General features: G+C 37.5%; 18 protein-coding genes. 16 read left to right on the forward strand and 2 right to left on the reverse strand.

Annotated elements, in window-relative coordinates:
- Positions 1–99 precede the first annotated feature (99 nt).
- On the forward strand, positions 100–2,373 hold the full coding sequence (locus tag AB2Q86_RS07390; protein WP_012581349.1) for a DNA translocase FtsK: 2,274 nt from the start codon (positions 100–102) through the stop codon (positions 2,371–2,373).
- Positions 2,374–2,406: 33 nt separating this feature from the next.
- Here AB2Q86_RS07390 and proG read toward each other — a convergent pair whose 3' ends face one another.
- A complete protein-coding gene (proG, locus tag AB2Q86_RS07395) occupies positions 2,407–3,246 on the reverse strand; it encodes a pyrroline-5-carboxylate reductase ProG (protein WP_014589071.1) in 840 nt (279 codons plus the stop codon).
- A 351-nt stretch (positions 3,247–3,597) separates the two neighbouring features.
- Here proG and AB2Q86_RS07400 point away from each other — a divergent pair, with 351 nt between their 5' ends.
- The 9 genes from AB2Q86_RS07400 (at position 3,598) to pgsA (ending at position 13,788) form a co-directional block, all read left to right on the forward strand.
- Positions 3,598–4,671 carry a BMP family protein gene (locus AB2Q86_RS07400; protein WP_003730605.1) on the forward strand — a complete coding sequence of 358 codons (1,074 nt, stop codon included), beginning with the start codon at positions 3,598–3,600 and terminating at the stop codon, positions 4,669–4,671.
- Positions 4,672–5,104: 433 nt separating this feature from the next.
- The gene (locus AB2Q86_RS07405; protein WP_041176511.1) at positions 5,105–6,646 is read left to right on the forward strand and encodes an ABC transporter ATP-binding protein; all 1,542 of its coding nucleotides are present in this window, start codon (positions 5,105–5,107) and stop codon (positions 6,644–6,646) included.
- Entirely contained in the window at positions 6,639–7,691 is a 1,053-nt protein-coding gene (locus AB2Q86_RS07410) for an ABC transporter permease (RefSeq protein ID WP_003730603.1), read from the forward strand. Before AB2Q86_RS07405 ends, AB2Q86_RS07410 begins: the two co-directional genes overlap by 8 nt.
- Positions 7,688–8,638, forward strand: coding sequence for an ABC transporter permease (locus AB2Q86_RS07415; RefSeq protein WP_003723916.1), 951 nt, complete (start codon positions 7,688–7,690; stop codon positions 8,636–8,638). Before AB2Q86_RS07410 ends, AB2Q86_RS07415 begins: the two co-directional genes overlap by 4 nt.
- A 117-nt stretch (positions 8,639–8,755) precedes the next feature.
- Positions 8,756–10,048, forward strand: a complete 1,293-nt coding sequence (yfmF, locus tag AB2Q86_RS07420; protein WP_012581346.1) for an EF-P 5-aminopentanol modification-associated protein YfmF — start codon at positions 8,756–8,758, stop codon at positions 10,046–10,048.
- Entirely contained in the window at positions 10,029–11,315 is a 1,287-nt protein-coding gene (gene yfmH, locus AB2Q86_RS07425; RefSeq protein ID WP_012581345.1) for an EF-P 5-aminopentanol modification-associated protein YfmH, read from the forward strand. The genes yfmF and yfmH overlap by 20 nt, the downstream gene beginning before the upstream one ends.
- Positions 11,316–11,407: 92 nt before the next feature.
- Complete coding sequence (ymfI, locus tag AB2Q86_RS07430; protein ID WP_012581344.1) at positions 11,408–12,139, forward strand: elongation factor P 5-aminopentanone reductase; 732 nt, start codon at positions 11,408–11,410, stop codon at positions 12,137–12,139.
- Positions 12,140–12,189: 50 nt separating this feature from the next.
- Positions 12,190–13,119: a RodZ family helix-turn-helix domain-containing protein gene (locus AB2Q86_RS07435; protein WP_003730599.1), complete on the forward strand. Its 930-nt coding sequence runs from the start codon at positions 12,190–12,192 to the stop codon at positions 13,117–13,119.
- Between the two features lie 90 nt (positions 13,120–13,209).
- A complete protein-coding gene (gene pgsA / locus AB2Q86_RS07440; RefSeq protein WP_003723921.1) occupies positions 13,210–13,788 on the forward strand; it encodes a CDP-diacylglycerol--glycerol-3-phosphate 3-phosphatidyltransferase in 579 nt (192 codons plus the stop codon).
- A gap of 156 nt (positions 13,789–13,944) precedes the next feature.
- On the opposite strand, the gene AB2Q86_RS07445 is transcribed toward pgsA, so the two are convergent.
- Positions 13,945–14,271 (reverse strand): hypothetical protein, encoded by a 327-nt coding sequence (locus tag AB2Q86_RS07445; RefSeq protein ID WP_041176513.1) that lies wholly within the window; start codon positions 14,269–14,271, stop codon positions 13,945–13,947.
- 300 nt (positions 14,272–14,571) lie between these two features.
- Here AB2Q86_RS07445 and AB2Q86_RS07450 point away from each other — a divergent pair, with 300 nt between their 5' ends.
- The 6 genes from AB2Q86_RS07450 to AB2Q86_RS07475 all read left to right on the forward strand — a co-directional run bounded on the left by AB2Q86_RS07450 (position 14,572) and on the right by AB2Q86_RS07475 (position 20,796).
- Positions 14,572–15,816 (forward strand): competence/damage-inducible protein A, encoded by a 1,245-nt coding sequence (locus AB2Q86_RS07450; protein ID WP_012581343.1) that lies wholly within the window; start codon positions 14,572–14,574, stop codon positions 15,814–15,816.
- A gap of 272 nt (positions 15,817–16,088) precedes the next feature.
- Positions 16,089–17,135: a recombinase RecA gene (gene recA, locus AB2Q86_RS07455; RefSeq protein WP_003725961.1), complete on the forward strand. Its 1,047-nt coding sequence runs from the start codon at positions 16,089–16,091 to the stop codon at positions 17,133–17,135.
- Between the two features lie 300 nt (positions 17,136–17,435).
- On the forward strand, positions 17,436–18,998 hold the full coding sequence (rny, locus tag AB2Q86_RS07460; protein WP_003738907.1) for a ribonuclease Y: 1,563 nt from the start codon (positions 17,436–17,438) through the stop codon (positions 18,996–18,998).
- Between the two features lie 113 nt (positions 18,999–19,111).
- Positions 19,112–19,609 (forward strand): GNAT family N-acetyltransferase, encoded by a 498-nt coding sequence (locus tag AB2Q86_RS07465; RefSeq protein WP_003736573.1) that lies wholly within the window; start codon positions 19,112–19,114, stop codon positions 19,607–19,609.
- Between the two features lie 4 nt (positions 19,610–19,613).
- Entirely contained in the window at positions 19,614–20,417 is an 804-nt protein-coding gene (locus AB2Q86_RS07470; protein ID WP_012581342.1) for a TIGR00282 family metallophosphoesterase, read from the forward strand.
- 16 nt (positions 20,418–20,433) lie between these two features.
- Positions 20,434–20,796, forward strand: a complete 363-nt coding sequence (locus AB2Q86_RS07475) for a RicAFT regulatory complex protein RicA family protein (protein WP_003721907.1) — start codon at positions 20,434–20,436, stop codon at positions 20,794–20,796.
- The last annotated feature ends 61 nt before the right edge of the window (positions 20,797–20,857 follow it).

Raw genomic sequence — 20,857 nt, forward strand, 5'->3', positions numbered from 1 at the left:
AGGAAACATTTGTTTGTATAATAGGGCTATAGTATGAGCGACAGAACGGATAGATGTGCTATAATAAAACAAGCAAAAAAGGAATGGGTGGGACTTGAAATGGCGACACAAAAGAAAAAAACGAGCGGACGTAAAAAATCGTCAACACGTTCAAAAAAGAAACAATCAGCCTCTTTTCGTTTAGAAATAACGGGGGTTATTTTAATAGCAATAGGAGTTATCGGACTTTTACAATTAGGCTTTGTCGGTCGCGGTTTTTTTGCTCTGGCAGAAATGTTTGTTGGCCTTTTAAGCTATGTATTACTTGCAGGTAGCGTGATACTTGGTGGGTACATGGTGATTAGAAGAAAAATGCCTCACTTATTTAGCAAAAGATTAGTCGGTATTTATCTTATTGTTTTAGGCTTTTTGACATATATACATATGTATTTCATTATCCACAACTTAGGAGCAAATGCCTCCGTTATTTCTAGTACTTGGAAATTAGTATTAGAAAATTTATTTAGACCAAATCAAGTTGGTTTTGTTGGCGGGGGAATGATTGGAGCTGCAATTACCTCTGTTACGTATTTCTTATTAGATCGTCTCGGAACAAACTTGATTGCTGCGCTACTAATTATCTATGGTTTTTCCCTTGTATCAGGTATTTCCATCCGCCAATTTTTCTCTAAAATTGCCGAATTTGTTCGTTACTTATTTGCAAAAGGCAAAGTTGCGACCGAAAAAGGCAAAGAAGTGAAAGCGAAACGTGATAAAAAGAAAGCAGAGAAAATAGTTGAGGTTGAGCCCGATGAAGTAATAGATGTAGTAGAACCCGCGCAAGAAGAAAAAGCGCCACCGATCATTTCTAACTTTAGCTCCAAAGTAGAACAAGAAAAAGCACCAGTCGAAGAAAAAACAACCAAACAAGAGCAAGATTTAGAAATGTTTCAACAAGAATCATTCGAAAATGAGATTTATCAATTGCCGCCTGTTGATATTTTAGCACCGGCTAAAGTAACGGATCAAAGTAAAGAATATGACCAAATTAAAGTTAATGCAAAAAAATTAGAAGATACCTTTGAAAGCTTCGGAGTGAAAGCAAAAATCACCCAAGTTCATCTTGGCCCTGCAGTGACAAAATATGAAGTACAACCATCTGTCGGTGTTAAAGTGAGCAAGATTGTTTCGCTCAGTGATGATATAGCACTTGCTCTAGCCGCAAAAGATATTCGAATTGAAGCGCCAATTCCAGGGAAATCTGCTATTGGGATTGAAGTAGCTAACCAAAATGTAGCCATGGTTTCCTTACGTGAAGTGTTAGAAAATAATCCTAAAAACAATCCAGACGAGAAGCTTCAAATAGCACTTGGTCGTGATATTTCTGGGGAAGCAATGATGGCTAGTCTTGATAAGATGCCTCATTTACTCGTCGCAGGAGCAACTGGTAGTGGGAAATCTGTCTGTATTAATGGTATCATTACGAGCATTTTGCTCCGTGCCAAACCGCATGAAGTCAAAATGATGATGATTGATCCAAAAATGGTAGAGCTGAATGTCTATAATGGCATTCCACACCTGCTCGCACCAGTTGTAACAAATCCTAAAAAAGCAGCCCAAGCATTGCAAAAAGTCGTTGCGGAAATGGAACGACGCTATGATTTATTTTCGCATACGGGTACTCGTAATATGCAGGGCTACAATGATTATGTGAAAAAACATAATGAGCTAAACGAAGAAAAGCAACCTGAACTACCTTTTATTGTTGTAATTGTAGATGAGTTAGCTGACTTGATGATGGTAGCTTCCAATGACGTAGAAGATGCGATTACTCGCCTTGCTCAAATGGCACGTGCTGCGGGAATACATTTGATTATCGCAACACAACGCCCATCAGTTGATGTTATTACCGGCGTAATTAAAGCGAATATCCCGTCTCGAATTGCTTTTGCCGTTTCAAGTTCCATTGATTCAAGAACAATTCTTGATATGGGCGGGGCAGAGAAGTTACTTGGACGCGGTGATATGCTGTTACTTCCAGTTGGCTCTAGTAAACCTACTCGAATTCAAGGAGCCTTTTTATCTGATGCAGAAGTAGAAGATGTGGTTAATTATGTTATTTCGCAACAAAAAGCACAATATAGCGAAGAAATGATTCCTGATGATATTCCAGAAGTCGAAGGAGAAGTAACGGATGAATTGTATCACGAAGCAGTAGAGCTTGTTGTGGAAATGCAGACAGCTTCCGTTTCGATGTTACAAAGAAAATTCCGTATTGGCTACAATCGTGCAGCCAGGTTGATTGATGAAATGGAACAAAGAGGTGTCGTTGGACCTCACGAAGGAAGTAAACCAAGAAGAGTAAATGTGGAAATTAATCCAGAGCACGAATAAAAAAAGGTTGCGATTTGTAGTCGCAACCTTTTTTTATGAAAGTAAATCTTGTTTTTGTGCTTGGATTTCTTTTTTACTAGAAGCATATTTCGTTTGTGTTCGGTCAAGCAGTTCGTCAAAGAATTGGGGTAACTGCTCCTCGCTAAGTTCTACACCTTCAGCAGTGATGCCACCCTTTGTTGCAACTCGTTCAATTAAGCCGCTAAACGTGTAATCTTCCTCTACTAATAATTTAGAAGTCCCAGCTAAAGCAAAATTAATCATTTGAAAAACTTCCGCATCGGATAGAGAAGATCTTCTGAGAGAAGCTTCCACAAATTGCTCGAAAATAGCAGCAATTATTCCAGGAGAAGAGCTAGTTAAATCGCTAGCAATATCCATATTTTCCTCTCGGATAGTCATTACATGGCCAAAATGCTCAAATGTCATTTCTAACCAAGAACTGTTTGTTTGGTTCACTGTCTCAGCATGCGCAATTAAGGTAGTTCCAACACCGACAGCCGTTGTAAGGGAAGGGATTAGTTTACTAACTTGTAATCCAGGGGAGATTTCTAAAATGTCTGAAGTAGTAACACCTGCCGCTATAGATATCACATGACGATCAGCTGTTAACACCGCTGCGCAATCTTTCATAAGAGGTAAAATCGCAAGAGGCAACTTGCAAACAAAGCTATGATCGGCTTTTGTAAATACTTCGGCTTCATTACTAGCCAACACGGTTGTAGGATATTTTGCATAAAATTGTTTGAAATGTGTATTTTCGGAACTAGAATAAAGAATGATTTCTTCGGGAGCAGCAACCTCAGTTTCAATTATTTTAGTCGCAATTAACGATGCCATACTTCCAAAACCAATAAAACCTATTTTTGTCATTTTCATCCCGCCTTTCATCATTCATTTTATTATGAAGGGAATAAAAGGGGATTGCAACTAAATTCGATTGTTTGCTTTTTCACGTTAACGCGCTCCTATCTAGGCTTTGGCTAAAAATCGAATGATTCCGATAGAATTTAATTTTCTGAATTCATTTGCATTAAAAATTTATGAAGTTGGTTATTTATTTATTTTATTTTCCATGTTATATTAAGAACAGTTGGAGAAGACGTTAAATGTTTTTGTGCGTTTTCCTAAAAAGGGACCATACATAATTTCTAATACGCGCCTGAATGTTTGTTTTGACAGATAGCTCTAACTAACATTATATCTCTCGGGAGGGGTTTTAAGGTGAAAAAGCGTACATTTGCTTTAGCACTATCAATGATTATTGCTTCTGGCGTTATCCTAGGTGCTTGTGGTTCAAGCAGCGACGATAAAAAAAGTAGCGGTGATAAGAGCAGTAAAGATTTTACAGTAGCAATGGTTACAGATACTGGTGGCGTTGATGACCGTTCGTTTAACCAATCAGCATGGGAAGGCTTACAAAAATTTGGTAAAGCTAACGACATGGAAAAAGGTACAGATGGTTACAACTACTTGCAATCAGCTTCTGAAGCAGACTACAAAACAAACTTAAACACTGCTGTTCGTAGCGACTATGATTTAATTTATGGAATTGGTTACAAACTGAAAGATGCAATTGAAGAAGTTTCTAAACAAAAACCTAAAAATCAATTCGCTATTGTTGATGACACAATTGATGACCGTGATAATGTAGTAAGTATTGGATTTAAAGATAACGATGGTTCTTACCTAGTTGGTGTTGTAGCTGGCTTAACAACAAAAACAAATAAAGTTGGATTTGTTGGTGGAGTAAAAGGAACTGTTATCGACCGTTTTGAAGCTGGTTTCACTGCTGGTGTAAAAGCTGTTAATCCTAATGCACAAATTGATGTACAATATGCAAACGATTTCGCTAAAGCAGACAAAGGACAACAAATTGCTTCTTCCATGTATTCAAGTGGCGTTGACGTAATTTTCCATGCTGCTGGTGGTACTGGTAACGGTGTCTTTGCAGAAGCTAAAAACCTGAAGAAAAAAGATCCTAGCCGTGCTGTTTGGGTAATCGGTGTTGACCGTGACCAATGGGACGAAGGAAAAGTTACAGCAAACGATGGCAAAGATTACAATGTAACTCTTACATCTGAAATCAAACGTGTTGATATCGCTGTAGAAGACCTTGCAACTCGTGCTAAAGCTGGAGATTTCCCAGGCGGAACTAAAATTGAATACGGTCTTGATAAAGATGCTGTAGGGCTTTCTGAACATCAAGATAATATTTCTAAAGACGTTCTTGCTAAAGTAGAAGAATACAAACAAAAAATCGTTGATGGGGACATTAAAGTTCCAGAAAAACCTTGATTTTATAGTTATAAAAACTGAGTAATATGAACGAAGTAAAACCTTTTATGAAAGTCGGTATCAAATGTACCGGCTTTCATAAAAAAATAATTTGTAAGCGTTTTAATTTGATAGGTAAACCCTTTTACTAAAAGAAAATAATCGGTATATTGGAATTTATGATTGCAATGAATGCCATTTAGAAATAAAATAAGGAGATGGCTTTTTTAATAGCTTAAAAATGCAAGGTAAACTTTCGTACATAGATGGTATTATAAATCGCATTTTTACAACATACCAAAGTATTTAAGCTAAAAAAGTCATTGAACAACAAACGGATAAAAAACTCGGAACCTTCTTCGGGAGGAAGTACGGGGAGAGGCGGCGTCCTTCGAGAGAATCGCGCGTGTGGCTGTTTTTCCAGTTTGAACCAGACGACAAGGGGAGTGAAGAAGTGGACTTTGTTATTGAAATGTTAGGAATCAGGAAGGAATTCTCTGGATTTGTAGCAAATGATAACATTACCTTACAGTTAAAGCAGGGAGAAATTCATGCTTTGTTAGGTGAGAATGGCGCAGGGAAATCTACGCTAATGAATGTCTTGTTTGGTCTATATGAACCAGATGGTGGCGAAATTCGTGTTCGTGGTACAAAAGAAAATATCAATAGCCCGAACAAAGCAAATGAGCTTGGAATCGGAATGGTCCATCAGCATTTCATGTTAGTGGATAAATTCACGGTTGCAGAAAACATCATTCTTGGGAAAGAACCAAGCAAACTCGGTGTTATCGAAAAGAAAAAAGCGATTGAAGAAATTAAAGAAATTTCTGATCGTTACGGCTTACGCGTTGATCCAAATGCAGTTGTACGAGATATTTCAATCGGTATGCAACAACGTGTGGAAATTCTGAAAACACTTTACCGTGGTGCAGATATCTTAATTTTTGATGAACCAACAGCTGTTTTAACACCCCAAGAAATCAAAGAACTAATTCAAATTATGCGTTCTCTTATCAAAGAAGGCAAATCCATCATTTTAATTACACATAAGCTAAAAGAAATCATGGATGTTTGTGACCGAGTAACTGTTATCCGCCGTGGTAAAGGCATGGGCACAGTAAACGTTCCGGAAACAACACCACAAGATTTGGCTAATTTAATGGTTGGCCGCGAAGTTGTCTTCACAACAGAGAAAATAGATGCAACTCCTGGTAAAGACGTTCTAGAAGTAAAAGATTTAGTTGTAAAAGAAAGTCGCGGTGTGGAAAGTGTTCGCGGACTTAATTTGACAGTCAGAGCTGGCGAAATTGTCGGAATAGCTGGAGTCGATGGTAATGGTCAAAGTGAACTTATTTCTGCCATTGCGGGTCTTTCTAAAGTAACTAGCGGAAGCATTCTTCTAAACGGTGAACATATCGAAAACAAAAAACCTCGTAAAATTACGGAAGCTGGTTTAGGACACATTCCAGAAGACCGTCATAAACATGGTTTAGTACTCGAAATGTCCCTTGGAGAAAATATTGCTTTACAAACATATTATAAAAAGCCTATTTCTAGTGGCGGTTTCATAAATCATAAAGCAATGTACGACTTTGCGCGTGAGTTAATTCAAGAATATGATGTTCGTGCAAGTAGCGAATACGTAGCAGCAAAATCACTTTCTGGTGGTAACCAACAAAAAGCGATTATTGCAAGGGAGATACACCGTAATCCAGATTTCTTAATTGCGGCTCAACCAACACGTGGACTAGATGTTGGGGCAATTGAATTCATTCATAGACGCTTGATTGAACAACGAGACAATGGAAAAGCTGTATTACTTATGTCGTTTGAATTAGATGAAATTATGAATGTTAGTGACCGTATCGCGGTTATTTACGAAGGGAAAATCGTTGCTATTGTTGATCCGAAAGAAACAACGGAGCAAGAACTTGGCCTAATGATGGCTGGTTCATCCAAACAGGAAGCGGAAATGGGGGAGAAAGAGCATGTCTAAACGACTTCAAGCATTAGTTATCCCAGTTACTGCCGTTATCCTTGGACTTATCTGTGGTGCGATTATTATGCTTATTTTTGGATATGACCCAATTGCTGGTTATTCAGCTCTGATTCAAGGTGTTATCGGAGAAAATTTCTATATTGGTGAAACTATTCGTCAAGCTACACCGTATATTTTAGTTGGTCTGTCTGTTGCTGTGGCATTTAAAGCTGGACTTTTCAACATCGGTGCAGAAGGTCAAATGTTGATGGGATGGTTAGGTTCAATCATCATTGCAGTAAACTTTGACGGTTTAACAAAATGGATTCATTTACCACTTGCGATTATTACTGGTATGGTATTCGGTGCGATTTGGGCATTCATTCCAGGTATTTTAAAAGCAACTTTACGCGTAAATGAAGTTATTGTAACAATCATGTTGAATTATACAGCACTTTATATTTTCAACTATGTGGTACAAAACTTACTTACAGATGGTCTAGATAAAACGCAAGAAATTCATGCGTCCGCGTCGTTACAATCTGAATTATTACAATCACTTACTGATTACTCCTCACTACACTGGGGAATATTGATTGCCCTTGGTTTCGCAATTATTATTTGGATAATGTTAAATAAAACTACTTTCGGTTATGAAATCGAAGCAGTTGGATTTAACGAAAATGCATCACAATATGCTGGTATGAGTGTTAAGAAAACAATCGTCTTTTCCATGGTTATTGCCGGAGCACTTGCTGGTCTTGGTGGTGTAATGGAAGGCCTTGGAACATACGGAACAGCATATGTATTAACTTCTTCTCCTGGAATAGGATTTGACGGTATTGCCGTTGCATTACTCGGAGGAAGTTCTCCTATTGGGATTGTCTTCTCTGCCATCTTGTTCGGTGCACTGAAAGTCGGAGCTCTAAACATGCCAGCAGTTGCAGGTGTTCCAAACGAATTGGTCAATGTAATTATCGCTCTGATTATCTTCTTTGTGGCATCCAGCTACATTATCCGCTGGGCGATGGCAAAATTTAAGAAGGGGGCGAAAGCAGAATGACAGCCATTTTAGCGACAATTGTTTCTAGTACACTGCTTATGGCAGGCCCACTAATTTTTACTGCTCTCGGGGGCGTTTATTCAGAACGAGGCGGTGTGGTCAATATTGGACTAGAAGGTATGATGGTTATGGGAGCATTCTCTGCTATCGTCTTTAACCTTACTTTCCAAGATACTTTCGGCAATTTAACTCCTTGGATATCACTTATCGCGGCGATGGTCGTTGGGGGATTATTCTCTCTTGTACATGCCGTTGCAACAATTAACTTCCGCGCTGACCACGTAATCAGTGGTGTAGCGATTAACTTTTTAGCAACTGGTCTATCTTTATTCCTTGTAAAAGTAATTTACGATAAAGGCCAAACAGACCAAATTAAGTACTATTTTGGTAAACCGGATATTCCTGTTTTGAGTGATATTCCAGTCATTGGTGATATTTTCTTCAAAAACATTCCGGTAATGAGTTATGTAGCGATTATTTTCGCTATTGTATCTTGGTTTATTATTTACAAAACACGCTTTGGTCTTCGTCTTCGTTCTGTAGGGGAACATCCTCTTGCAGCAGATACAATGGGAATCAAAGTTCGCTGGATGAGATACCAAGGGGTTATCATTTCTGGTATCCTTGGTGGTCTAGGTGGTGCGGTTTACGCCCAATCCTTTACACTTGATTTCGGACACGCAACTATTTCCGGTCAAGGTTATATGGCCCTTGCGGCGATGATTTTTGGTAAATGGAACCCACTTGGAGCAATGGGGGCAGCTATTTTCTTCGGATTTGCGCAATGTTTGGCAATTACCGGCGGATCGCTACCATTCTTCAAAGACATTCCAGACGTTTACTTACAAATTGCGCCTTATGTATTAACTATCCTAGCGCTTGTTGGCTTTATCGGTAAATCCGAAGCGCCAAAAGCAGATGGTGTGAACTACATTAAAGGTAAATAATACGAGTAAACAGCCTAGATTAAATTCTAGGCTGTTTTTTTATGCTAGAAAATTGTGCGTCGCAACAACTTAGGATACAATAGGAAAGTGAGATCATTGCTTGAAAGGAGCATTATAATGACAGACAAAATATTTCAAGAAAAAGTTGGTCCGGTTGCACTGACAATTGTTCCAACCCAAAAATATAAATCCAATAAAATTGTTTTCAAATTTCGCGCTCCATTAGAAAGAGAAACAGTAACTAAACGGGCTTTACTTTCGATATTATTAGAAACAAATAGTGAAAAATACCCAACTCAAACAGCTTTCAGAAAGCAATTAGCGAATCTTTACGGTGCTAATTTTTATACAACGACAGCTAAAAAAGGTAATGAACACGTATTAACTGTTATTTTCGATATGATTGATGGGCAATATGTATCGGACGGAAGCCACATTTTGGAAGATGCGTTTGCTTTTATAGAACAAGCATTATTCCATCCAAATGTGACAAATGGTGCTTTCAATGAAGAAACACTTGCTCGCGAAAAAGAGAACTTAAAAAGTAGTCTAGAAGGTATTTACGATGATAAAATTCGTTTTGCTTCTAAACGACTAGTAGAAGAAATGTTCCGCGATGATGAGTTTCGTTTTGGGTCAGCTGGCGTCTTAGAAGACATTGATGCTATCACAGCGAAAGATTTATATGAATACTACTTACAATTTATTGCAGAAGATGCGATTGAAATATTTATTTGTGGCGATATAACAAAAGAAGAAGTAATGCCACTTATCGAAAAAATGGATTTTGCGCCACGTGCTGAACGAAAAGGTGTTTTTTATACAAAAGAAGCTCCAAAAGTAGTGCGCACTATTCATGAGCAACAAGCGATTAATCAAGGGAAACTTGTACTTGGTTATCAAACAGAAACTTTATTCGGAGATGATGATTTCGTTGCACTTCAATTAGCGAATGGGCTTCTTGGCGGATTTGCTAATTCGAAAATCTTTATCAATGTGCGCGAAAAAGCGAGTCTAGCGTATTATGCTTCAAGCCGAATTGATTCTTTCAAAGGTTATATGATTATTTCAGCTGGAATTGATGAAGTAAATTACGAACAAGCATTAAAAATTATTGAAGAACAAGTAGTCGCGATGAAACAAGGCGATTTTACAGAGGATGAATTAAATCAAACGAAAGAAATGCTCATTAACCAATTGCTTGAAACAAATGATCAGGCGCAAGGCTTGATAGAACTGGTTTACAATAATGTTCTACGTAAAGCAAACTTAGACTTAGAAAATTGGATTACAAAAATCAAACAAGCAACCAAAGAAGAAGTAGTTGCTACTATCAATAAAATTAAACCAGATACCATTTATTTCTTAAGTAAGGGAGGAGAAGAACTTCATGGAAAAAATAACATTTGAGCAAGTAAAAGAAGCAGTCTTTCATGAAAGAATGGCAAATGGCTTACAAGTGTATCTTCTTCCAAAACAAGGATTTAGTAAAACTTACGCTGTATTCACAACAAATTACGGAGCAATTGATAATAATTTCGTCCCAATTGGTGAAACAGAATTCACGAAAGTACCAGACGGGATTGCCCATTTCTTAGAACATAAAATGTTTGAAAAAGAAGACGGTGATGTATTCTTCAAATTTGGCGAAAAAGGCGCGTTTACGAATGCATTTACCTCTTTCACAAAAACAGCGTATCTTTTCTCAAGTACTTCGCGAGTGGAAGAAAACTTGGAAACGTTGATTGACTTTGTACAAGAGCCGTATTTCACGGAAGAAACTGTTGAAAAAGAGAAAGGCATTATCGGTCAAGAAATCAGAATGTATGATGATGATCCAGATTTTCGAGCTTATTTTGGCGTAATCGAAAACATGTACCATAATCACCCAGTAAAAATCGATATTGCAGGAACCGTAGAATCGATTGCTGAAATTAACAAAGATTTACTGTATCTTTGCTATAACACTTTCTATCACCCTAGCAACATGGTCCTTTTTGTTGTAGGGAATTTGGAACCAGAACAAATGATGGACCTGATTCGTGCCAATCAAGCAAAAAAAGAATTCGCTGAAGCTGCACCAATCAAACGTCATTTCCCTGAAGAGCCAAAAACAGTTGCAGTGAAAGAACGTAAAATTCATTTCCCTGTTCAAATTGCTAAGAACCTTGTAGGGATTAAAGAAGATATTGGCTCTTTAGAAGGCCAAGCTGCTTTAAAACAAGAAATCATTGGTGATGTAGCCTTGGAAATGCTCTTTGGCACAACCTCTGACACGTACTTGAAATTATACAACGAAGGAATCATTGACGATACATTTGGCTATGATTACACCTTACAAGATAGCTTCTCGTTCGTATTAGTTGGTGGAGACGCCAAAGATCCAGATAAACAAACTGTAAAAATTAAAGAAGCAATTCAGATAGCCGCTAAGAATGGTTTAAGTGAAGCAGATTTAGCATTAGTAAAACGCAAACGAATTGGTCAGTTTTTACGCTCACTAAATTCACCAGAGTTTATTGCTAATCAATTTAGCCAGTACGTTATGAAATCTGCCTCTTTATTTGATATCTTACCTTTAATGGAAAAAGTTACTCTAGATGAAGTAAATACTTTTGTTAAAAATTTGGATGAAGAAGAGCGAACAACTAGTTTTCAGCTACTTCCTGAAAAATAAACAAAATTATGTCTTTTTTTAGTAGAAAAAATAGCATAAATTCCTGAGTCATGCTATCATAAAAGAAATAGACTGGAAAGGGTTGCCTTTTTTTGGATAAAGAGATAAAATATGCTTTTGTAACAGGGGCTAGCGGGGAAATAGGTCAAGCAATTTGTTTGTCACTTGCGAGAGCCGGTTGGAACTTGTATCTTCACTATTATCAAAATAAACAAGCAGTGGAAAAATTACTGCCACAATTACTAGCAGAAGATGTAGATGTTATACTGATTCAAGCTGATTTTGATGATTTAACAAGTTTAACAGAGATGGAGAAGCAAGTTTTTCAGCTAGATGCCTTTATTCATGCAGCAGGGCACGCCCATTATGGTTTATTCCAGGATACTACAGATATAAATATTGCTGAATTATGGAATGTGCATATGTATATGCCAATGCGATTAATTCGTACTTTTATGCCCAAATTAATGAAAAGTAGCCAAGGAAGAATTATTTTCATTAGTTCTATATGGGGAGAAGTTGGTGCATCAATGGAAGTAGCGTATTCAACTGTAAAAGGTGCGCAAATAGCCTTTTGCCGTGCGCTAAGTCAAGAGGCGGGACTTTCTGGAATAACAGTAAATGCCGTTACACCAGGGGTTGTAGAAACAAAAATGATGGATCAGTTTTCAGACGAGGAGAAAGAAATTCTTCGTCAAGAAATCCCGTTAAATCGTTTCGCCCAACCAGAAGAAATTGCAGAAACTGTAGAATTTTTGACAAGTAAAAAAGCAAGCTATATCACTGGAGAAGTTTTGCGCTTAAATGGCGGTTGGCTTATGTAATTTTAGTAAAAAAATGGAAATTTGAAATTAGTAATGGTAGGTGTTTAATTTTGACAGAACTCGGTGATAAACTGAAACAAGCTAGACGTGAAAAAGGACTCAGTTTAGACGACTTGCAACAAGTAACGAAAATTCAAAAACGTTATTTGGTAGCGATTGAAGAAGGAAATTATGCTGTAATGCCTGGCAAATTTTATGCAAGAGCATTTATTAAACAATACGCAGAGGCCGTTGGGCTAGATAGCGCAACACTTTTCGACGAGTTTGAAAGCGAAGTTCCTGAAACACCGCAACAAGAAGTAGTAAACAATGAGCCAACACGAGTACAAAGTAAAAGAAATCCAATGCCTGCCCAATCCGTAGGCAATCAGGGTAATGCGCGTAATCGTTTCTTTGATATTTTACCAAAAATCCTTATCGCTTTATTTATTGTTTTCATCCTGTTCATCGTATGGTTTTTCTTGCTAAATAAACAAGACAACTCCACTGAAAAAGTGAAAACAGACACGAATAATCCTACTGTAAAAGTGGAAGATTCGACGAAAAGTAAGGATACAAGCAAAGATACTGAGAAAAAAGATACAACCACTGAAGAAGATAAATCAACAGAAACAAAGGATAAAACGGAAGATACAGCCAAAGAAGTCGAAGTGACTAAAGGGGAAACGTCTGGTAACGCCACTACGTACACAGTGAAAAATACCGATAAAATGACGCTATCACTTAGTGCAACTGGTGATTCTTGGATTGGTGTTTCCGATGCAAATGGTAGCACGATTCAAAATGTAACGCTATCCACTCAAAATCCGTCAACAGAAATTGATTTAGGTGACAACAAGACTGTTTCGATTGTTATCGGGAACTCTCCTGTTACCACTGTAAAAATCAATGGCAAACAGCTAGAACTTGCACCTGATCTTGTTAAACAAGTATTAACAATTAATTTAGAAGCAAGTGATACTAGCTCAGATGCTGAATAATTTGTTTTATATGGCGAAATCTGCTCATTAGATTTCGCCAACATTTTTTATAATTACATACTTTTCAAATGTAAAAAAGGAGAGAAAAAGATGAATTTACCTAATAAATTGACGGTTATCCGAATTTTTATGATACCAATTTTTGTCATTCTTTGTGTAGTGCCATTTGACTGGGGAAGCGTTACTTGGCTTGATTCCACTATTCCGGTAACTAGTTTAGTAGCAACTATTATTTTCATTGTAGCGGCTCTTACAGACTGGTTTGATGGACATTTAGCTCGTAAGTATAATTTGATTACTAACTTCGGGAAATTCGCTGACCCGATGGCTGATAAACTACTTGTAGCTGCGGCATTTATTATTCTTGTAGAAATGCATATCGCTCCATCTTGGGTAGTTATTCTAATTATCAGCCGTGAATTAGCTGTTACAGGCCTTCGTTTACTTTTAGTAGAAGGCGGAGAAGTCCTTGCAGCTGGTCAACTTGGAAAAATTAAAACGTTCACCCAAATGATTGCTATTCCGCTTATGTTATTAAATAACTTCCCATTTGCTTGGACTGGCATTCGCGTAGATTTAGTGTTCTTGTATGTATGTGCATTCTTTGCAGTATGGTCAGGAATCGATTATTTCTACAAAAATCGCGGTGTTTTCAAAGGATCAATGTAATAAGTGAAAAAAGCATACCATTGATAAAACTTGTTATCAGTGTATAGCAGGCGTAAGAGCCTAAAATAAAGAACCAAGTATTTCAATTCACGAAATACTTGGTTCTTTATTTTATACGATGATTTGTAGCTGTTGGAATTCTTAAAGGTAAATGAGCTATTTTTTAAAGAAGTTAAAATACTCTATTAGGTAGTCAATATATATTTCTATTAGTTCATCGTCATTTTTAGATGGATATTTATTTAGAATATTTGAGGATATAGTTATATTTGTGGCTTCTGGATAATAATTTTTTCCATACCACAATGAGATGTGTTGCAAATTAAATATTGTATTATCAATATAAGATAATGCAAAAATATAACCATTAATAAAATCTGATACATTTGCAAAAACATTATAATTGCTAAGATACATTCCTGGTCTTTTTTTAATTGAATTTAAAAATATGAGTGTATTATCTATATGTTCAGTAGTATCCATACTTTCCTCCTAATTAAGTTTCTGGATGATTGTACGCTTTATCGTTAGTTATGGTTAAGAAATGCTGAATTTCACTATAAATCATAACATTTGTACAAAGATACATATGCATTCTTCTTCAAATGGATGACTTTTTATAAATTAATAATAGCACATACTATCATATACTGGTATTTATAGTTACACCGCAAACTCCTTGACTTGATGCTAGTTCTAAGTGGTAGAATGAAAGTAAGAAAATAGAGATAATCATTTTATGTGCTTTTTCTATACAAAAAATCGAATTGGAGATGGGGCAAGATGGCAAGTGCGGAAATCATTGCTGTAGGAACAGAACTATTACTTGGACAAATTGTTAATTCTAATGCTGCGTTTATTTCACAAGAATTAGCTGCAGACGGAATATATGTATATCATCACACGGTAGTTGGAGATAATCCGGCGCGTTTAAAAGAAGTAATTGAAATCGCTGAAAACCGAAGTGACATTTTAATCTTTACCGGCGGACTTGGACCGACTGAGGATGATATTACAAAACAAATCTTAGCTGCTCATCTACAAAAGCAATTAGTGGAAGATGAATACCATATGAATAAAATTAATGAGTATTTCACTTCTAGGAATAGGGCTATGACCGAAAATAATAAATTACAAGCGGTTATTATTGAAGATTCCATCGTATTAAATAATGATTTTGGCTTTGCGGCTGGAATGTACTTAAGAGAAAACAATCATACTTACGTTTTACTACCAGGTCCACCATCTGAAATGAAACCAATGTTTACAAGCTATGCTAACCCATTACTTTTAAGCGAAAGTGGCGATCAAAACATTTTAGAATCCAAAATTATGCGCTTTTTCGGTATTGGAGAATCACAATTAGCTGCGGATTTAAATGATTTGATTGTCACACAAGTCAACCCGACGATTGCGACCTATGCTGGTGATAATGAAGTCGTGGTTCGCATCACAGCGACAGCTAAAACAAAAGAAGAAGCAAGCAGACTTGTGAAGGATACCGAAGAAGAAATATTGCGCCGAGATGGTACCTTTTTATATGGATATGGAGAGGTGTCATTGTCTGAATTAGTTACGGCGATGTTACTTGAAAAAGAACTTACCATCTCTGCTGCAGAAAGTTTCACTGCTGGTTTGTTCCAAGCAGAAATTGCCCGCTTTCCTGGCATTTCGAAAATTTTCAAGGGTGGTATGGTGACATACAGTGAAGAAACAAAACAATCTATATTACAAGTATCTCCCCAAGTAATAAAAGAAAAAGGCGTTGTTAGTGCGGAATGTGCAAAGGAAATGGCTGAAAATGTAAGCCGCCTTTGTAAGACGGATATTGGAATCAGTTTTACAGGTGTTGCAGGCCCAGATAGTTTAGAAGGTCATCCTGCTGGTACTATTTGGATTGGGTTAAGCGTTAAAGGTTATGAAACAGAGGCTTTTCAGTTTGTTTATGGAAGAGATCGAAACCATAATCGCCGCCGTGCAGTAAAACAAGGATTTCAGTTAATTAAACAATTTTTAGACGCGAATTAGTCGTTTTTTCTAGAAGAAAAAGAAAAAAATCTGCAGAAAAAACGGAAATGAACGATAAAAAAGTGTTAGACGAAAGCTGAAAATCCCGTTATAATGAGGAAGAAAGCAACCGGTGCTTACACAAAATAAAAAATACGAATAAATGTTCGCTTTTTGCTTGCTTCTCACTCTAAAATGCGTTATAGTAATTTTAGGAAAACATTCTGACTGTTTTTTGAGAGAGAAGAAGTAGAAAAACAGCTATTAGGATATTTATTGAAGGAGGCAACAATGTGAATGATCGTCAAGCGGCATTAGACCAAGCTTTAAAACAAATTGAAAAACAATTCGGTAAAGGTTCCATTATGAAATTAGGGGAACATTCAGATCAAAATATATCTACTATTTCTAGTGGCTCATTAGCATTAGATATTGCTTTAGGAGTTGGCGGATATCCTCGTGGACGTATTATTGAAGTATACGGACCAGAGAGTTCCGGTAAAACAACTGTTGCACTTCATGCTATTGCGGAAGTACAAGCACAAGGCGGAACAGCTGCATTTATCGATGCAGAACACGCGCTAGATCCAGCATATGCTAAAAATCTTGGCGTAAACATTGATGAATTACTACTATCTCAACCTGATACAGGAGAGCAAGCATTAGAAATTGCAGAAGCATTAGTTAGAAGTGGTGCTGTAGATATGCTAGTAATTGACTCCGTTGCAGCACTTGTACCACGTGCTGAAATCGAAGGGGAGATGGGTGATGCACACGTTGGTTTGCAAGCACGTTTAATGTCCCAAGCATTGCGTAAACTTTCCGGTGTTATTAATAAATCGAAAACCATTGCTATTTTCATTAACCAAATTCGTGAAAAAGTTGGTGTTATGTTTGGTAACCCAGAGATTACACCTGGTGGTCGTGCGCTTAAATTCTATTCGACTGTACGTTTAGAAGTAAGACGTGCAGAACAACTTAAGCAAGGTACAGATGTAATGGGTAACAAAACAAAAATTAAAGTTGTAAAAAACAAAGTAGCTCCTCCATTCCGTATTGCTGAAGTGGATATCATGTACGGTGAAGGTATTTCACGTGAAGGCGAGCTTGTTGATATGGCCGCTGAAGTGGATGTAATCAATAAGAGTGGTTCATGGTATTCTTACAAAGAAGAACGTATCGGCCAAGGTCGTGAAAACGCAAAACAATATCTGAAAGAACATACAGATATTCGTGATGAGATTTCAAAACGTGTTCGTGAAGAGTACGAAATCGACGGAAGCAATAAAGAACCTTTAGATGAAGGCGAAGAAACTTTAAGTTTACTAGATGATGAATAAGTAATGCTTAATACGTGATAGGAATTTCTTTCCTATCACGTATTTTTTACTATTTTAAAAAAACTAGGTAAAATAACCATACATTTCATTCCTTTTCTTGACATTGTATGCTTTGACCTATAAAATTAAGTTGTATATTTTATATTGCTGGGAGACAAGGGGGAAGTTTTTTCCTTTGAAAATCGGCTTCAACTGAATGGGGAGATTAGCACTCGGTTGTTGATGAAAAATACGCATGTGCCAGATTTCTGGCCACCGACATAACAATAACGAAAATTGAATAGCAAAGGAGGTGTAAGGATGACAATCGCAATCACGATCATCTCCAGTTTGCTTTTCTTAATCGTCGGTCTAGTTGTTGGTTCTCTAATTTTTAAATCTAGTACAGAGAAAAAACTGGCTGCTGCAAGGGGGACTGCTGAATTAATTGTAGAGGATGCGAAGAAAGAAGCAGAAACTACAAAAAAAGAAGCATTGCTTGAAGCGAAGGAAGAGAATCATAGGTTACGTACTGAAATCGAAAATGAACTTCGTGGGCGAAGAACAGAGACACAGAAAGCAGAAAATCGCTTATTGCAAAGGGAGGAAAACCTCGACCGTAAAGATACTTCTTTAAGTAAACGAGAAGCTACACTTGAAAGAAAAGAGGAGAGTATCAGTAAACGTCAACAACAAATTGAAGAGAAAGAAAGCAAACTAGCTGAGATGATTCAAGCGGAGCAGACAGAACTCGAAAGAATTTCTGCGCTCAGCAAAGAGGAAGCGAAATCTATCATCCTTAACCAGGTAGAAGATGAATTAACACATGATACAGCAATCATGGTCAAAGAATCAGAAAACCGGGCCAAGGAAGAGTCGGATAAAAAAGCAAAGAATATTCTCTCACTAGCTATCCAGCGTTGTGCAGCTGATCATGTGGCAGAAACAACGGTATCTGTTGTTACCTTACCAAATGATGAGATGAAAGGTCGGATTATCGGACGTGAAGGCCGTAATATCCGCACGCTTGAGACGTTAACGGGGATTGATTTGATAATTGATGATACACCGGAAGCAGTAATTCTTTCCGGATTTGATCCAATTCGACGTGAAATCGCTAGAATCGCCTTAGAAAAACTTGTTCAAGATGGAAGAATCCATCCAGCTCGAATTGAAGAAATGGTGGACAAAGCCCGTAAAGAGGTGGACGAACACATTCGCGAAGTCGGGGAACAAGCAACATTTGAAGTTGGAATTCATTCCATCCATCCTGATTTGATAAAAATTCTTGGCCGCTTGCGTTACCGTACTAGTTACGGACAAAACGTTCTTAACCACTCACTCGAAGTTTCGAAACTTGCAGGAATTCTTGCAGGAGAGCTTGGCGAAGACGTTACGCTTGCTAAACGGGCCGGACTACTTCATGACATTGGTAAAGCAATTGACCATGAAATTGAAGGCAGTCACGTTGAAATCGGCGTGGAACTTGCTACCAAATACAAAGAAAATGATGTGGTAATCAATAGTATTGCTTCCCATCACGGAGATACAGAAGCTACTTCTGTTATCGCAGTATTGGTTGCAGCAGCGGATGCACTTTCTGCTGCAAGACCAGGAGCTCGTAGTGAAACGCTTGAAAATTACATCCGTCGTTTAGAAAAATTAGAAGAAATTTCTGAGTCTTACGATGGTGTAGAAAAATCTTATGCTATCCAAGCAGGACGTGAAGTACGTATCATCGTTGAACCAGATACAATTGATGATCTTTCTTCTTACCGCCTTGCACGCGACATAAGAAAACGAATTGAAGAGGAATTAGATTATCCTGGTCACATTAAAGTGACTGTCATTCGTGAAACAAGAGCAGTTGAATACGCTAAATAATAATTAAAAGATACATCGCAAATTTATTTTGCGGTGTATCTTTTTTAATCGGTTGCCTAGCTTGAATAAGAACGGTATAATTAATGGATAAATGGAAAAGGGAGGCGGAGTTTTTGAGTGAGTGGAAAATTTTGCCGATGCAAAAAGAACACTATCCGGGAGTAGCCGCAGTTCATCAAGAGGGCATTGAAACAGGAAATGCTACTTTTCAAGAGAAGACACTATCTTTAGAAGCGTTTGATGAGAAGTACTTGAAGACTTGTCGATTAGTTGTCGTTATGAACGGCGAAGTGATTGGCTGGGCGGCGCTGCTACCATTTTCAAGTATGCATGCTTATCGAGGAGTCGCTGAATTAAGCATTTATATAGCAAAAAGTGCCCGTGGAAAAGGCATTGGAAAAGCACTTATGCATGAAATTATCCAGACAAGCGAGCAGAATGGTTTTTGGACTTTGCAATCATTGATTTTTCCAGAAAATAAAGCTAGCATTGCGCTTCACCATACATACGGTTTTCAAACTTTATGCATTCATGAAAAATTAGGTGAAATGAACGGGATATTTCGCGATGTTGCATTATTAGAACGTAGAAGTAATAGAAACGGAGAATAACAAAATGAAAATTTTATTTATTGGTGACGTAGTTGGTTCTATCGGACGCGATGCCATAACAGAATATTTACCACAGTTAAAGAAAAAATATAAACCTACTATCACGGTGATTAACGGTGAAAATGCAGCGAGTGGGCGTGGGATTACAGAGAAAATTTATAAAGATTTTCTGGAGCTTGGTGCTAATGCTGTAACACTTGGGAACCATACATGGGATAACCGTGATATTTTCGAATTTATTGACGACGCGAAATATTTAGTGCGACCAGCAAACTTTCCAGATGATACGACGCCTGGAACAGGAATGGTTTTTGTGAAAAGCAATCAGCATGAAATTGCCGTTATCAACATGCAAGGTCGGACTTTTCTAGCAGATTTAGACGATCCATTCCGCAAAATGGACACTTTGATAGAAGAAGCAAAAAAACGGACTAACATTATTTTTGTGGATTTTCATGCAGAAACTACTAGTGAAAAAGAAGCAATGGGTTGGTATTTGGATGGTCGTGTTACGGCTGTTGTGGGTACACATACCCATGTGCAAACATCTGATAACCGTATTCTTCCAGAAGGGACAGCTTATCTGACGGATACAGGCATGACTGGTCCTTACGATGCTATCCTTGGAATGGAAAAAGAAGCTGTTATCCGTCGTTTTAAAACGGCGTTACCAACTAGGTTCGAAGTTCCAAAAACGGGTCGAGCAGTCTTGTCTGGCTGTTTAATCACACTTGACGAAAGCACTGGGAAAGCACAAAAAATTGATCGAATTCTCATCAACGAAGACCACCCATTTTCTTTTGATTAAGAATGGAGATGAAATTGTGACAGTTTCAAAAGACGAAATCATGAAAAAAGCAACTGAACTTCGTGATGCGCTTCAACAAACGGAAGAAGTATCGTTCTACCGCGTTGCCGAAGAAAGAATCAATGCGAATTCCAAAGTAGCAGCGAAAGTTTCTAAAATAAAATTACTTCAAAAAGAAGCAGTAAACTTAGAGCATTATCAAAAACTTGAAGCAATGAAGCAGACAGAGAATCAAATTGATAACGTTCGCGCAGATATTGATTCACTTCCGATTGTAACAGAATTTAGACGTGCCCAAGAAGACGCCAATGATCTTTTACAATCAATTACAACAGAAATCACAACAAAAGTAACTACCGAGCTTGAAAAAGAAAATTAACCATTTAAAACTGCCAAAACATCGGCAGTTTTTTTCTTTTGCGGTCGCAGGAAAATGAAAC

This window comes from Listeria monocytogenes, from assembly GCF_041765605.1.
Classification (GTDB): domain Bacteria; phylum Bacillota; class Bacilli; order Lactobacillales; family Listeriaceae; genus Listeria; species Listeria monocytogenes_D.

Coding starts and splice junctions, on each gene's coding strand:
- AB2Q86_RS07470 (WP_012581342.1), top strand. CDS start 19,614: ATGAAAATTTTATTTATTGGTGACGTAGTTGGTTCTATCGGACGCGAT.
- pgsA (WP_003723921.1), top strand. CDS start 13,210: ATGAATTTACCTAATAAATTGACGGTTATCCGAATTTTTATGATACCA.
- yfmH (WP_012581345.1), top strand. CDS start 10,029: ATGGAAAAAATAACATTTGAGCAAGTAAAAGAAGCAGTCTTTCATGAA.
- proG (WP_014589071.1), bottom strand. CDS start 3,246: ATGACAAAAATAGGTTTTATTGGTTTTGGAAGTATGGCATCGTTAATT.
- AB2Q86_RS07445 (WP_041176513.1), bottom strand. CDS start 14,271: ATGGATACTACTGAACATATAGATAATACACTCATATTTTTAAATTCA.
- AB2Q86_RS07410 (WP_003730603.1), top strand. CDS start 6,639: ATGTCTAAACGACTTCAAGCATTAGTTATCCCAGTTACTGCCGTTATC.
- AB2Q86_RS07450 (WP_012581343.1), top strand. CDS start 14,572: ATGGCAAGTGCGGAAATCATTGCTGTAGGAACAGAACTATTACTTGGA.
- rny (WP_003738907.1), top strand. CDS start 17,436: ATGACAATCGCAATCACGATCATCTCCAGTTTGCTTTTCTTAATCGTC.
- yfmF (WP_012581346.1), top strand. CDS start 8,756: ATGACAGACAAAATATTTCAAGAAAAAGTTGGTCCGGTTGCACTGACA.
- AB2Q86_RS07415 (WP_003723916.1), top strand. CDS start 7,688: ATGACAGCCATTTTAGCGACAATTGTTTCTAGTACACTGCTTATGGCA.
- AB2Q86_RS07390 (WP_012581349.1), top strand. CDS start 100: ATGGCGACACAAAAGAAAAAAACGAGCGGACGTAAAAAATCGTCAACA.